A 12,845-nucleotide genomic window follows, 5' to 3' on the forward strand; every position below is an offset into this window, starting at 1 on the left:
GTCCCTTTTGGAGACAGCTCGTTACTACCGGAAACTCGTATGCAGTTGTATCAAAAACTAACGAATGGAAACGTCTTCACCGGCGAGAATCTTTTTCATCGTTCTGGCCGGGCACATTTTGCCGCACATCGTACAGGTTCCTTCGCATTCAGGCTTGCTCGATTCATAGTAGCGCCGTGCTTTTTCCGGGTCAATGGACAGAGAAATCATGGTGTCAAAGTCTACATCGACACGGGCTTTGCTCATGGCGTCATCCCATGCCTGTGCGCCCGGAATGCCTTTGGCCAAGTCAGCTGCGTGAGCGGCAATGCGGGCGGCAATAATGCCTTCTTTAACGTCGTCTACGTCAGGCAGGCGCAGATGTTCTGCCGGCGTAACGTAGCAGAGGAAGTCTGCGCCGCACGAGCCGGCAATGGCTCCGCCAATAGCACTGGTGATATGGTCATAACCAGGGGCAATATCCGTAACCAACGGCCCGAGGACGTAGAAGGGTGCGCCGTGGCACAGCCGTTTTTCCAGCAGCATGTTGGCGGCGATTTCGTTCAGCACCATGTGGCCCGGCCCTTCGATCATGACCTGTACGTTATGTTCCCACGCCCGTTTGGTCAGCTCACCCAGGGTAATGAGTTCTTCAATCTGAGCGGCGTCGGTGGCGTCATGGGTACAGCCAGGACGGCAGGCGTCGCCCAGGCTCAGGGTAACGTCGTATTTTTCACAAATGTCCAGGAGACGGTCGTAATATTCATAGAACGGGTTTTCCTGGTCGTTCATTTCCATCCAGGCAAAGAGCAGAGAGCCGCCGCGGGATACGACGTTGGTCAGGCGGGGATTGCGCTTAATCCGTTCTGCCGTCTTGCGGTTCATGCCGCAGTGAATGGTCATGAAATCGACGCCGTCTTCCGCGTGCTGTTCGACGACGGAGAAAAATTCGTCCACGGAAATGTCTTTCAGGTCTTTATCCAGCATGCCTACGGCATCGTACATGGGAACTGTGCCGATCATGGCCGTCGACATACCGACGAGTTTGCGGCGGAATTCCCGGGTTTTGCCGAAATTGCTCAAGTCCATAATGGCTTCGGCTTTCATATTGATGGCGTTCTGTACTTTTTCCAGTTCTTCTTCGTGGTTGTTGTGTTCCGGCGATACGCCCAGGTTGACGTTGATTTTCGTGCGGCAGTCCTTGCCGACAGCTTCCGGCGACAGGCTGGTATGCAGCTTATTGGCCGGAATGGCGACTTTGCCTTCGGCAATGAGGCCCATCAGTTTTTCTACGGCCATTTTTTCTTTTTCCGCTACGATTTTCATCTGCGGCGTTACAATGCCCTTACGGGCAGCATCCATTTGCGTCGTGTAATCCATCACTCACAAAACCTCCTACAAATCTGTATGATACAATCCAAAAACAGGTATTAAAAAAGCCCGCCTCAGCAGGCAGGCAGGCGCTACGGCAGTGCATGCTTCCCTACGTCGGCATTATCCGAATCAGGTAGATAAGGGACAAGCGCTAATCCGAACGCTTTCTCAGCCATAACGGCGCCCCCAGCTTCTTTATATATCTTGCTATAGTATAATACATTCATGAAAACATTGCAACTATGGCGGCATATCCCCCGGCCATGAAGGCCGCAAAAAGCCGGCTGGACTGCGCGCTGCAGCCAGCCGGCTTCTGTCTGTCCGGCAACTGCCGTTTCCGGAGACCCAGGGTCTATTTGCTTTCCCGTTCCCGTACTTTCTGCAGTACGTCTTCGGCCATGCGGGCCCGGGCTTTAATGACGTTGTTGCCGTTTTTGATGTCTTCAGGATAGAAACTGCTCTTATACTTGCTCTTCTTCGTCTTGGTCACCATTTCTTTGAGCTGAATGGTCTGTTCGTCCATATTATACACGTAGGTGCAGTAATCGGTCGTGTCGCCCGACGTTTCTACGGTCTTGAACTCGAGGACTTCCCGGCCCATATCATAGGTGATCCTGGCAGAATCCATATCGATAGCCGTGTACTGATTGTACTGCCATATGTCCTTGGCCGCAAAGGCGGTCGCCGAAATGGCCAGCGTCATGGCAACGGCTGCCAGTATTTTCTTTGTCTTCATATATACACCCTCCTTGTTGCTTATACTCCTGAGGTTATTATATCATGAACGCTGTGAAAATAGAAGGGCACTGCCTGGTCAGGGCATGGACGGCATGTTGCGGCCGTGGAAGATTTCCTGCATTTCCTGACGCACCAGGCGGCGGATCTGCCGCTGCTGCCGTTCCGTCAGCTCATCGGCGTTTTTATTGAACAGATAGTTGTTCAGATCAAAGTCTTTCAGCATCATTTTCGTATGGAAAATGTTTTCCTGATAGACGTTGACGTCGATCATGTCGTAGCGGCGGCGGGTCTGATGGGATATGTAGTTCTGAATGGAATTGATGCGGTGGTCGATGAACAGCTTTTTCCCGCTCACATCGCGCGTAAAGCCGCGGACGTGATAGTCAAGGGTGACAATATCCGAATCAAAGCTGTCGAGGAGATAGTTCAGGGCATTGAGAGGCGAAATACGGCCGCACGTGGACACGTCAATATCGGCGCGGAAGGTCATAATCCCTTTCTGCGGATGGCTTTCCGGATAGGTGTGAACTGTCAGATGGCTCTTGTCCAGATGACAGACTACGTCGGCATCCTGCGGTTCCACCGGTTCTTCGGAAATGAGGATAGTCACGCTCGCGCCCTGGGGCTCATAGTCCTGACTGGCAATGTTCAGGATATGGGCGCCAATGACGGAAGATACATTCTGCAGGATACGGGTCAGCCGGGCCGCATTGTACTGTTCGTCAATATATTCGATATACTGACGCCGTGCTTCTTCGCTGATAGCATAACAGATGTCATACATATTAAAGCTCAGGGTCTTGGTCAGATTATTGAACCCATACAGTCTCAGTTTTTTCATTTTCATGATTATCACTCGCACCTTTTCCACAGGATTTGCAGGAATCTGCGTTTATGTTCGTAATTCGTGTATGCTTACTTCAGTCAGTACGCCGTCATCAATGCGGCAAATGGCATAGGTTCCCTTCCGTCCGTCCCGAGGCAGGGAAATGCTGCCAGGATTGAGAATAGTCAGACCATCCCGTTCTTCACAGAACCGGCGGTGCGTATGGCCAAATACGACCAGAGAAGCACCGCAGCGCTTCCCCAGAGCCGCCAGTTTTTCGATTCGCTCTGATCCATACCACTGGTGGCCGTGAATGGCCACGATGGAAATGCCGCCGATCTGCACCGTCCGGCACTCAGGCGTTCGGGTCTGGGTCCGATAGTCATTATTTCCCAGCACGGCGTATACGGGCACGCCCGTATACACGGCCAGATCATCGCCGTCTTCGCAGTAGTCACCGCAGTGAATCCAGGCTGCTACGTCCGGCGCCTGGTTTACCATGGCTTCCAGCGGCTGAAACCGGCCATGACTGTCGCTGACGATGCCGACGTATACGGTACTCATGACAGGGCCTCTACGAGCTGTTTCAGAGCCCTTCCGCGATGGCTGATGGCATTTTTTTCATCCATGGACAGTTCGGCCATGGTCTTGCCCAGGGACGGGACATAAAACAGGGGATCATAGCCAAAGCCGTTATGACCGGCATAAAAATCGCGCAGTATGCCTTGACACTGGCCTTCTTCCAGAATCCGCCGGCCGTCAGGAAACAGCAGGGCCAGGACGCAGACATAGCGAACAGTCCGCTTTTCCGGCGGAAAGGCGGACAAATCGGCAATGAGCTTCCGGTTATTGGCTTCATCATCACAGTCCGGGCCGGCATAGCGGGCCGAATACACGCCGGGCCGGCCATTGAGGGCGTCAGCAAGGATACCCGAGTCATCAGCCAGGCAGGGCAGGCCGGAAGCCTTCATGTAATATTCCGCTTTCAGGCAGGCATTTTCGGCAAAGGTCGTCCCTGTTTCTTCAGGCTCTGTAATATGGGGGCAGACCTGACGGATTGGCAGGACATCGAAGCCCAGCGGTTCCAGGACGCTGCGGAATTCACGTATTTTTCCGGCATTATGCGTTGCCAGTACTAATTTCTCCATGGTCTGCTCCCCTATTTGCCGGCGCCTTTGACGAAGTGGGCATAATTTTTGATAATAACAATAGGCGTCTTCTGCGATGCATTGCCAAAGGGATTGTTGATGAGAATTTTGGCGATTTCCTGGGGATTGAGTCCGCGGGAATGGCCCAGTACGGCAGCACGCTTGAGGTCGTTGACGTCGGCGACGCAGGCGCCATAGCAGCCCAGGCGCTGTTTGATTTTTTCGGCAACTGTATCCGGTTCGGCCGGACCGTAAACGATGCATTTGTCAAAAGGCGGCATCGTACCGGTAACATCATCGGTAAGGGATGCCTGGCGGCACAGCTGATACCACACGCCGTTCTTGCCGATGAGCTTGGCCAGGAAGCCGAGGATGAAGCAGAACAGCATTTTCCATTCGCCTTCCAGTTCCATAGCGGCCTGCATGCCGTACAGGCTGGCCATGCTGCCTTCACCGGGCACAAAGCGGCGCATGAGGCGTGCCTGCCACGACGGCGTCAGTTCTTCCGGACGGGTATAGCGGTGCTGCGTAATGGCGACAACACTTTCGGCGGTGCAGACAATATCGTCTGGGCCGACGAGGGGTTTGGCGTATTCTTCGATAGCGTCGACAATGTTGTCTTTATCTGTAAGAATTCGGGTCTTAACGGGGACTAATTTTAATTCTGCCATTCCAAACTACCTCCTAGTGCAGTTCCAGTTCATGCTGGACTTCCGAAGCTTTCAGGGTAATGCGTGCTTTGTGAATATACCATTCACTGCGGGATACGACCTGATATACCAGGTCAATGGGCATATCAGGGAAGGTCTTCAGATCTTCGCGAATGTTGTGATTTTTGCTGACCAGCGCAATGGTGACGCGGACGCTGCTGCCTTCACCAGGATAGTAAATAACCGATTCCCAGTAATTGTCATCCCGTTCAGCTGCCGTATTGGCCAGCTGGGAATGGACGATGCATTTGTCATACTGTTCCCGCGGCAGCAGGGTGCGGGGATAAAAATCCATAATCGTACCGAGCTGACGGCCGGCGTTGCGGAAAGGAACTTCCGTTTCAAATACGGCCGTATCGGCTGTTATTTCTTTCAGCACGAAAGGCTTGCGGCGGCGCGCTTCAATGACGAAGCGGGCATCGCCCTGGCGCCAGGCAAAGAGGCGGAACAGCAGGTACAGGACGGCAACGATGCCGATAAGGGCAACAACTACATTGATGAGTACATAAAATAACACGGCACAGGACTCCTTTTCACTGATATGGAATGAATAATACTGCCTATGAGGTAAAGGAAATAGTTTCGGTCGTAAACTCGTTGGCCGGAATCAGATGGGATGCCAGCAGTCCGCCCCGGGCAGCCTCGGCGGTAAAGCACAGCTTCAGGTATCCCGGCTCAGGACTGGTATTGAGAATACCGTCTTTTTTCAGCACTTCCAGCGTCTGCAGGGCCATTTCGTGAGCCGGGTCGACAAAGGCAATGGTGTCGCCGCACAGCTCTTCAAAGAGGGGCTGCAGAAAGGGAAAATGGGTGCAGCCGAAAATGGCCGTATCGGCGCCTGAAGCCAGGACGGGAGCCGTATACTGCCGGAGGGGCGCCATCACTTCTTCGCCGGACAGGATGCCCCGTTCGACGAGATTGGCCAGGGCCGGGCAGGCCTGCTCGACAATTTCGATCTGCGGGTCCATGGCAGCTGCCACTTTGCGGTGACTGTGATTGGCTATGGTAAGATCCGTAGCAAAGACGGCGATTTTCTTGGTCGTACTGATTTCACTGGCCGTGCGGATGCCGCGGCTCATGCCGATGAGCGGATAAGGCACTTCGTTTTTCACCGTATCGTAGGCCACGGCTGTCGCCGTATTACAGCCAATGGCGACGAGCTTGACGTCATGAGCGGTCATGAAGCGGAGAATGTCCCGCGTATAGGTCAGAATTTCTTCCGGTGTCCGGGACCCATAGGGATTGCGCTTCGTGTCGCCGACATAGATGATGTTTTCATGAGGCAGGAGCATGCGCAGCTTACTGACGACAGTCAGGCCGCCTACTCCTGAATCAAATACGCCAATAGGACGGTCCTTACTGTTCACGGGCTGCTCCTCCCTGCAGGGCTGACTGGCGATCCTGATCGTACTGTGCTTTCAGCCGGTCGTAGGCTTCATCATGCAGGCGCGTAACGGCGCCGGTCTTCCTGTTGGTAAAGACGTTCTGCGACGTCCCTTCAGCCAGCAGCAGTCCGTCTGACTGCCGCAGAATCCGGTAGGAATATACCATCTGTGCCCGCGACAGCTTCGTCAGCCGTGTTTCAATGGCAATGGTATCATCGAAGTTAATGGGATGAATGTATTCGCAGGATACACTTTTAATGGGAAATAAAATTCCCTCTTCCATCAGTTCGAACAAATCGACGCCGGCCTGCTTCAGATAGGCACAGCGGCCGCATTCGAACCAGCGAATGTGATTGGAATGATGGGCAATGCCCATCATATCGGTTTCGTAAAACCGTACTTTTTCAATAACCGTAATCATGGTCTTCTGCTCCTAAGTATAAAAACGCGCTCCCATTATTTTACGATGATAGCCTATGTTTGTCAAAGAAATTTCACTGTTTTCCGGAGAAAACAACAATTCCAACATGACTGTTTCATGTTGGAATTGTATACATCCTTATAGTTTTACAAAGGGAAACATATGACGGACTTTTTCAATGTGCTCCGGTTTGACATAGGTACCGGCAAAGCGCAGCGCCGCAGCAGCGACGGCGGCATCGTCCAGCCAGCCCAGGCCCATAAGGGCATCGGGAACGAAATCAAGGGGCAGAATGATATACCCCAGGGCTCCCATGAGGGCCAGTTTGACGAAGGTCGGCGTGTCCTTGTCCTGGATGCAGTAAAAGATCGTCAGCATTTTGGGCAGAAAGCGGACGCGCCGTCCTGTTCCCCGAATGAAGCGGACAAATTTTCCCGGCGTATAAAAGCGGGCAAAAAAGCTCAGCACCTTCCACATATACGGCGCTCCTTATTTGTCTTCCAGCGGATTTTTCTTCGCATCTTCCATGGCGGCCTTTACCTGATCGGCTACGGTTTCATCAGCCTTGTCTGCCGGTTTGGCTTCTTCCACGGCCGGTTCTGAAACGGCTGCTTCCGGTTCTGCCGATGCAGCTTCTGCCGGCTGTTCAGGAGCTGCTGCCGGAGTTTCTTCTGCAGCACTTTCTGCAGCGGCGGCTTTCTGGGCAGCTTCTTTTTCTTCGATAATTTCTTCTACCATGTCGTTCTGATGGCGAACGCTGTAGTACAGTTCCTGCCCTTTTTCCTTGACGTCCTGCAGTTTATCCTTCGCCGTATTGCCCCATTTCTTCATGAAATCAATGGTTTCATCACCAAGCGGCACGTTTTTCAGCGGACTTTCGCGGAGCCGGTCGACCTGTTCGCGGGCTTTGTCTTTCCATTCTGACATCATTTCGACATAGGGACCCATATCGCTGGGCATGCCGTCTTTCATCCAGCGCTGTGTAACCTTGCCCAGGCTGTACGTAATGCCGACGGCAACGGGAACCTGGATGACGCTGAACGGAATGAGCGTCGTCAGAATATTGCCGAGCATGCGGCTTCCGACGGCACCGAGAAAAGCAATGAGAGCCCTTTCGGTCAGTTTGACGTTGTATACGCGGGCAATGCGGCTGACCAGATATACTTCATTGGCCATCAGAGCAACCGTGCCGAGAAGCGGCGCAACGACGATAGCGCCGGCCCGGGCAGCAGCCCAGCGGCACAGCGTTTCTACCTTGACGTCTGCATCTTCAGAGGACTGATCGATAGCGTCGACGACTTCCATGGTCTTGGCATCGGCGGGAACGGCCGTTTCACCCTGCTGCTTCAGGGCTGCCAGTTCTTCTTTTAATTGTGTAATTTCTTTCTGTAATTCTTCTACTGTTTTAGTAACTTCTTCTGCCATTTGAAACACCCCATTTTGACAAAAAAATTAATGTAATATGTTTATTGTCCCACTTTTTTACCAGCTTGTCAAACCTCCGTCTACAGGAAGGACAGCAGCTGTAATAAAGGAAGCGTCACTGCTGAGGAGAAAGGCCGCTGCCCGGCCTACTTCTTCCGGTTTGGCCAGGCGGTACAGGGGATACTGCTCTTTCATGGCGTCAATGGTAAGGGTCGGATCGGCCTGCAGCTGCCGCTCCAGCAGCGGCGTTTCCACGTCGCCTGGACACAGGCAGTTGACCCGTACCTGATGAGGCGCTGCTTCCAGGGCCAGGGACCGCGTAAAGGCCACGACGGCGCCTTTTGTGGCGCTGTACAGGGAGCAGCCCACGTTTCCCTGTATGCCTGCGTCGCTGCTGATCGTCACAATGGCGCCGACAGTGCCCTTGAGATGAGGCAGGGCGTACCGGCACAGGGATATGGTGCCGTATACGTTGACGGCAAACAGGCGCTGCATATCTTCGCTGGCCGTGTTTTCCAGGAGCTTTTCTTCATACTGCCCTGCCGAAGTTACCAGGCCGTCCAGGCGGCCAAAGTGCTCGACTGTCTGCTGTACCATGGCGGCACAGTCGGCATCGCTGCTGACATCGCCGGGAATATACACGGCATCCCTGCCGAGCCGTTCCAGAGCCTGCGCGCCCCGCTCTGCACTGCGGCCGCTGACGGCAACGCGCCACTGCCGTTCCAGCAGGACCGCTGCCGTAGCCAGGCCGATGCCCGATGTGCCGCCGCTGATAAGGGCCACTTTTTTCGTCATATCCTCGTCTCCTATTCCATCAAGTCCGTAGCAAATACGAGTTCAATGCCCGAGTCCTGCAATTCATCGGTCATTTCCTGCAGCGCTTCCAGCGTACGGGGCCGGCAGTGGCCGATAATGACGGCACTGCCGTTGCGCCGGGCAATATCCAGGCCCTGACGCAGGCGGGCTTTAATAGCTTCCACGTTGGCCTCATTATCGATAAACAGGTTGTTGCGGCTCGTAGCGACGCCCATGGCGGCAGCAGTCTGTTCGCCTACAGAGGCGCTGTTCGTACGGCTGTCCAGATAGGCCAGGCCGCGCTGTTTCAGCACGGTCATGACATCTTTCATGAGCCGCGGGTCCGCTGTGGCCAGAGAGCCCTGATGATTGTTCATGCCGACAGCATACGGCACCTGATCCAGCAGTTCGTTGGCCGTTGCCGTGACCTTGCTGTCGCTCATATCTTCGCCAATGAAGACTTCTTCCGATGATGTCGTGTTAAGGGGCTGCATGGGCATGTGAACGAAGATTTTCCGGCCTGCTGCATGACCGCTGCGGGCCGATTCAGCTGTATAGGCTTTATCAGGCATGACGGCATAGGTCAGCGGGAACGGAAGGGCATTCATTTTTTCCAGCGTGCGGAGATCGGCGCCGCAGTCATCAATGACAATGGCCAGGCGTCCTTCCACGTGAGCCGGCTTCTTTGTCTTCGGCGGCGCTGTCGGTTCCTGCTTTGTTTCTTCCGCCGGCTGCTGCATATCCTCCGGCGCCGTCGTAACCGAGCCTTCCGGAGCATTCATGATCAGGTTCTTCATATTGTCGATCAGGTCGGTGTGAATTTCCGGCTTCGTTACGTACAGCTTGTCCGTTATGAGGTAGAGCTGTTCGCCATCCAGCATATCGAAATAGGCAATATCGTACTCGACCACGTCTTTTCCTTCGGCTGTCGTCGCCTGTGTGCTGTACAGCACGGCCTTGCCGCCGCTCTTCTGCAGCAGCCGGTCCAGGGATTCTTTGGAGAATTCTTCTGACGGAACGACCAGAGTACTCCGCGTCGTCCAGCGAATGGTTCCGCCTGTAGCCCGCCGCGGTGCTGTCCGGTCTTCTGTTTTCAGCTCTGTCGTGCGCGTCTTCTGGGCTTTCAGCCATTCTGCCACGGCTTCGTGCATATCCTGCGACGCATCGGTATATACGGCATCGACGCCGTCATCAGCAGGGGCTTCCAGATTTTCCATTTTCGTATCAGCCTGCACGGAATCGCGGGGCTGCGTATCCTGGTACCAGTATGCGCCGGCACAGATGGCCACGGCAAGAAAGATAATGCTCAACGGGCGGATAGCCGACCGCGATGTCCGGCTCCGTCGTCTGTTTGTTCGCTTCAAGTCCTATTCCTCCTAAAAAAAGACCGGCTGCAGCCTGCCTATACAGCAGACCGCTCCGGCCGGTTATACAGATTCACCCGTACATACTGTACGGCACAGTGACGATGCCTTTTCCTCTTCCGGCAGCAGGAGCCTGCGGATATGGTCACTGATGATACGGGCGCCGTCGCAGTGGCAGGACAGGCTGGCCTGTGACATGCGCTGCAGTGTCTCCGGATGGGACAGCAGCTGCTGCACCACACTGCTCAGGTTATCCACTTTCTTTACCCAGCAGGCACAGCCTTTTTCCTGCATATAAGCGGCATTGGCTTCTTCCTGGCCGGGGATGGAGCTGTACAGCACCATGGGGACCTGAATAGTTGCTGCTTCGGTACAGGTCAGGGCGCCGGGTTTGGTGACGAGCAGCGCTGCCTGAGCCATGAGTTCGGGAATATGGTTGGTATACCCCAGGACGCGGACAGGATGGCGAAGTTCCTGCCGCAGCTGGCTGATTTCATCGTACAGGTCGGCATTATGGCCGGTTACGACCGTAAAGGTACCGACAGCATCGATCTGATCCAGTCGGACCAGGGCCTGCCGGATCGATCCCATACCCAGGCCGCCGCCCATAATCAGTATATTCGTATCGGCTGCAGCCGTTCGTCTTCCCTGCCAGTGCAGCTGCTGAAAGGCCCTGCGGACGGGAATGCCCGATACGACAATGCGCCGGCCGTCAATGCCCTGGCGCATGAGCAGGTCTTTCAGCGGCGATGCGGCAACACAGTACAGGTCCATTTGCGGATAGACCCATAACTGATGGATGGCAAAATCCGTAATAACGCCGACGAGGGGAATATGGAGACGGCGCTGCCGTTTCAGCAGAGCTGCCGCCCCTGCCGGGAAGGGATGGGTAAAGACGAGAAGATCCGGCTTCTTTTCAGCGACGACGCGGAGCATGCGCTGCCGCAGTCCCCAGGCAACCAGGGTCTTGACGATGGTTCCCTTTTTGTATCCCTGAGAAGAATAGTACAGCAAATCGTATACAATGGGAAATAAATCCAGCATTTTTATGTATGTTTCCTTGACGATATTGTCGATAGACAGGACGTCATTAGACAGGAAATCGATATGTTCGGCATCCCAGTCTTCCGGAAGAGCCCTGACGTATTCTTCCACTGCCCGGGCTGCCTGCGTATGGCCTGTGCCGATGGAAGCCGACAGGATCAACACTTTTTTCTTCGTCATAGTCATTCCTTCTTTTCAGCAGAAGCTGCAGGTATATCCATACTCTACAGTACGACAACAAGCGGGAAAAGAAAAGGACCGGTTTCTACGCGGTCCTCCTTGCTATTGCATTATTTATTGTTGACCATATCTTTCAGCTGTTTGCCAGCTTTGAATGCCGGCGTCTTGGATGCTTCAATATGGATGACCTGATTGTCGCGGGGATTGCGGCCTTCACGAGCTTTTCTCTGCCGTACTTCAAAGGTGCCGAAGCCGATAATCTGTACTTTATCGCCAGCAACCAATCCTTCGCTGATCGATTCAAATACGGCCTTTACTGCTTTTTCAGCGTCTTTTTTTGTCAAATCCGATTTCTGTGCAACACTTGCGATTAATTCTGTCTTATTCATATTTACATCCTCCTTTAATTAGCTGCATCATTCGTTTTCCTGCACGGGGCCCGGCTCTCCTGGCCTGCGGCGTTCCAGCTGCTTTGCTTCGTTCCAGAAGGAATCGAGCTCATCCAGGGAAAACGCATTCCAGGGACGTCCAGACGTGCGGACCCGTTCTTCTACGTGGGAAAAACGGCGGCGAAACTTGCTGTTCGCCCGATGCAGCGCGCATTCCGGCTCGATATGATACCGCCGGCATACATTAGCAAAGACAAACAGTACGTCGCCGGCCTCTTCTTCCATATGGTCCCACTGGCCTTCGCGAACAGCCTCCTGAAACTCCTGCCATTCTTCGCTCAGCTTTTCCAGCACGTCTTCTGTCGTGTTCCATTCGAATCCGACTTTCGCCGTCTTCTCCTGCAGCTTATAGGCTTCCAGCAGCGATGGCAGACCCTTGACAACGCCGTCCAGCAGCCGTTCGTGGCGCTGCCGCCGTTCGTCCTGCTTTAATCTATCCCAGTTTAACATACTAGCGCCCTGATTTTCAAGGCTTTTTTCGCCAAAAACCCGGGGATGACGGTGAATCATCTTTTTTGTGATGGCGTCGACAATATCCTGAGCGGAAAAATATCCCCCTTCTTCGGCAATGCGGGCATGAATGACGACCTGATACAGGACATCGCCCAGTTCTTCCCGTATGCCGTCTATGTCGCCTTCATCGACGGCATCGAGCATTTCATATACTTCTTCCAGCAGAAAGCGGCGCAGCGTACGGTGAGTCTGGGCTTTATCCCAGGCGCAGCCGCCTTCACCGCGCAGGGCGGCCATGACCGTGACAATAGGCGTCATATCAAAGGACATGGCGTCAGTCGGCACGACCTTTCGGCATTCTTCTTCCACCATCTGCCGGACTTTTTCGGCCATAGCCGGACCGCCCGGCACGGTATGAACAATATCCCGGATTTGCGCCGTTTCTGCAAGGTAGGCGGCAATAGGCCGGTACGTCTGTTCGAACCCGTCGTCCCAGCCTTTCTGGTCTGTGCCGATATAGATAATTTCAATGTGTCCCATAGAGTTTCTCCTTA

At 54.0% G+C, this 12,845-nt stretch carries 16 protein-coding genes and 1 riboswitch; all 16 genes read right to left on the reverse strand.

The window, feature by feature from the left end; genetic code table 11:
• Window positions 1-57: 57 nt before the first annotated feature.
• Window positions 58-1,359 carry a phosphomethylpyrimidine synthase ThiC gene (thiC, locus tag Q3886_RS00545; protein ID WP_301859184.1) on the reverse strand — a complete coding sequence of 434 codons (1,302 nt, stop codon included), beginning with the start codon at window positions 1,357-1,359 and terminating at the stop codon, window positions 58-60.
• 83 nt (window positions 1,360-1,442) lie between these two features.
• Window positions 1,443-1,551, reverse strand: a riboswitch (TPP riboswitch).
• Window positions 1,552-1,705: 154 nt separating this feature from the next.
• Entirely contained in the window at window positions 1,706-2,089 is a 384-nt protein-coding gene (locus Q3886_RS00550; RefSeq protein WP_301859143.1) for a hypothetical protein, read from the reverse strand.
• A 78-nt stretch (window positions 2,090-2,167) separates the two neighbouring features.
• A complete protein-coding gene (speD, locus tag Q3886_RS00555; protein ID WP_301859144.1) occupies window positions 2,168-2,938 on the reverse strand; it encodes an adenosylmethionine decarboxylase in 771 nt (256 codons plus the stop codon).
• Window positions 2,939-2,983: 45 nt separating this feature from the next.
• Window positions 2,984-3,481, reverse strand: a complete 498-nt coding sequence (locus tag Q3886_RS00560; protein ID WP_301859145.1) for a metallophosphoesterase — start codon at window positions 3,479-3,481, stop codon at window positions 2,984-2,986.
• Entirely contained in the window at window positions 3,478-4,065 is a 588-nt protein-coding gene (locus Q3886_RS00565) for an XTP/dITP diphosphatase (RefSeq protein WP_301859147.1), read from the reverse strand. The genes Q3886_RS00560 and Q3886_RS00565 overlap by 4 nt, the downstream gene beginning before the upstream one ends.
• 11 nt (window positions 4,066-4,076) lie before the next feature.
• Window positions 4,077-4,736, reverse strand: a complete 660-nt coding sequence (locus Q3886_RS00570) for a coenzyme F420-0:L-glutamate ligase (RefSeq protein ID WP_301859148.1) — start codon at window positions 4,734-4,736, stop codon at window positions 4,077-4,079.
• 13 nt (window positions 4,737-4,749) lie between these two features.
• Complete coding sequence (locus tag Q3886_RS00575) at window positions 4,750-5,292, reverse strand: hypothetical protein (RefSeq protein ID WP_301859149.1); 543 nt, start codon at window positions 5,290-5,292, stop codon at window positions 4,750-4,752.
• Window positions 5,293-5,335: 43 nt separating this feature from the next.
• On the reverse strand, window positions 5,336-6,142 hold the full coding sequence (gene murI / locus Q3886_RS00580; protein WP_301859150.1) for a glutamate racemase: 807 nt from the start codon (window positions 6,140-6,142) through the stop codon (window positions 5,336-5,338).
• Window positions 6,132-6,581, reverse strand: a complete 450-nt coding sequence (locus Q3886_RS00585) for a thioesterase family protein (RefSeq protein ID WP_301859152.1) — start codon at window positions 6,579-6,581, stop codon at window positions 6,132-6,134. The genes murI and Q3886_RS00585 overlap by 11 nt, the downstream gene beginning before the upstream one ends.
• Window positions 6,582-6,719: 138 nt before the next feature.
• On the reverse strand, window positions 6,720-7,058 hold the full coding sequence (locus Q3886_RS00590; protein ID WP_301859154.1) for a YkvA family protein: 339 nt from the start codon (window positions 7,056-7,058) through the stop codon (window positions 6,720-6,722).
• A 12-nt stretch (window positions 7,059-7,070) separates the two neighbouring features.
• Window positions 7,071-8,006 carry a hypothetical protein gene (locus Q3886_RS00595; RefSeq protein WP_301859155.1) on the reverse strand — a complete coding sequence of 312 codons (936 nt, stop codon included), beginning with the start codon at window positions 8,004-8,006 and terminating at the stop codon, window positions 7,071-7,073.
• Between the two features lie 57 nt (window positions 8,007-8,063).
• Window positions 8,064-8,801, reverse strand: coding sequence for an SDR family NAD(P)-dependent oxidoreductase (locus tag Q3886_RS00600; RefSeq protein ID WP_301859157.1), 738 nt, complete (start codon window positions 8,799-8,801; stop codon window positions 8,064-8,066).
• Window positions 8,802-8,812: 11 nt separating this feature from the next.
• On the reverse strand, window positions 8,813-10,165 hold the full coding sequence (locus Q3886_RS00605) for a divergent polysaccharide deacetylase family protein (RefSeq protein ID WP_301859159.1): 1,353 nt from the start codon (window positions 10,163-10,165) through the stop codon (window positions 8,813-8,815).
• A gap of 63 nt (window positions 10,166-10,228) precedes the next feature.
• Entirely contained in the window at window positions 10,229-11,389 is a 1,161-nt protein-coding gene (locus Q3886_RS00610; RefSeq protein WP_301859160.1) for a glycosyltransferase, read from the reverse strand.
• 110 nt (window positions 11,390-11,499) lie between these two features.
• On the reverse strand, window positions 11,500-11,778 hold the full coding sequence (locus Q3886_RS00615; RefSeq protein ID WP_301859162.1) for an HU family DNA-binding protein: 279 nt from the start codon (window positions 11,776-11,778) through the stop codon (window positions 11,500-11,502).
• 27 nt (window positions 11,779-11,805) lie between these two features.
• Window positions 11,806-12,831 carry a nucleoside triphosphate pyrophosphohydrolase gene (gene mazG / locus Q3886_RS00620; RefSeq protein WP_301859163.1) on the reverse strand — a complete coding sequence of 342 codons (1,026 nt, stop codon included), beginning with the start codon at window positions 12,829-12,831 and terminating at the stop codon, window positions 11,806-11,808.
• Window positions 12,832-12,845 lie beyond the last annotated feature (14 nt).

Source organism: uncultured Megasphaera sp., assembly GCF_958350005.1.
GTDB lineage: Bacteria > Bacillota > Negativicutes > Veillonellales > Megasphaeraceae > Megasphaera.

Bases quoted from the DNA above. Each gene is read 5' to 3' on its own strand.
- thiC (WP_301859184.1), bottom strand. From the start codon at position 1,359: ATGGATTACACGACGCAAATGGATGCTGCCCGTAAGGGCATTGTAACG.
- Q3886_RS00550 (WP_301859143.1), bottom strand. From the start codon at position 2,089: ATGAAGACAAAGAAAATACTGGCAGCCGTTGCCATGACGCTGGCCATT.
- speD (WP_301859144.1), bottom strand. From the start codon at position 2,938: ATGAAAATGAAAAAACTGAGACTGTATGGGTTCAATAATCTGACCAAG.
- Q3886_RS00560 (WP_301859145.1), bottom strand. From the start codon at position 3,481: ATGAGTACCGTATACGTCGGCATCGTCAGCGACAGTCATGGCCGGTTT.
- Q3886_RS00565 (WP_301859147.1), bottom strand. From the start codon at position 4,065: ATGGAGAAATTAGTACTGGCAACGCATAATGCCGGAAAAATACGTGAA.
- Q3886_RS00570 (WP_301859148.1), bottom strand. From the start codon at position 4,736: ATGGCAGAATTAAAATTAGTCCCCGTTAAGACCCGAATTCTTACAGAT.
- Q3886_RS00585 (WP_301859152.1), bottom strand. From the start codon at position 6,581: ATGATTACGGTTATTGAAAAAGTACGGTTTTACGAAACCGATATGATG.
- Q3886_RS00590 (WP_301859154.1), bottom strand. From the start codon at position 7,058: ATGTGGAAGGTGCTGAGCTTTTTTGCCCGCTTTTATACGCCGGGAAAA.
- Q3886_RS00595 (WP_301859155.1), bottom strand. From the start codon at position 8,006: ATGGCAGAAGAAGTTACTAAAACAGTAGAAGAATTACAGAAAGAAATT.
- Q3886_RS00600 (WP_301859157.1), bottom strand. From the start codon at position 8,801: ATGACGAAAAAAGTGGCCCTTATCAGCGGCGGCACATCGGGCATCGGC.
- Q3886_RS00610 (WP_301859160.1), bottom strand. From the start codon at position 11,389: ATGACGAAGAAAAAAGTGTTGATCCTGTCGGCTTCCATCGGCACAGGC.
- Q3886_RS00615 (WP_301859162.1), bottom strand. From the start codon at position 11,778: ATGAATAAGACAGAATTAATCGCAAGTGTTGCACAGAAATCGGATTTG.
- mazG (WP_301859163.1), bottom strand. From the start codon at position 12,831: ATGGGACACATTGAAATTATCTATATCGGCACAGACCAGAAAGGCTGG.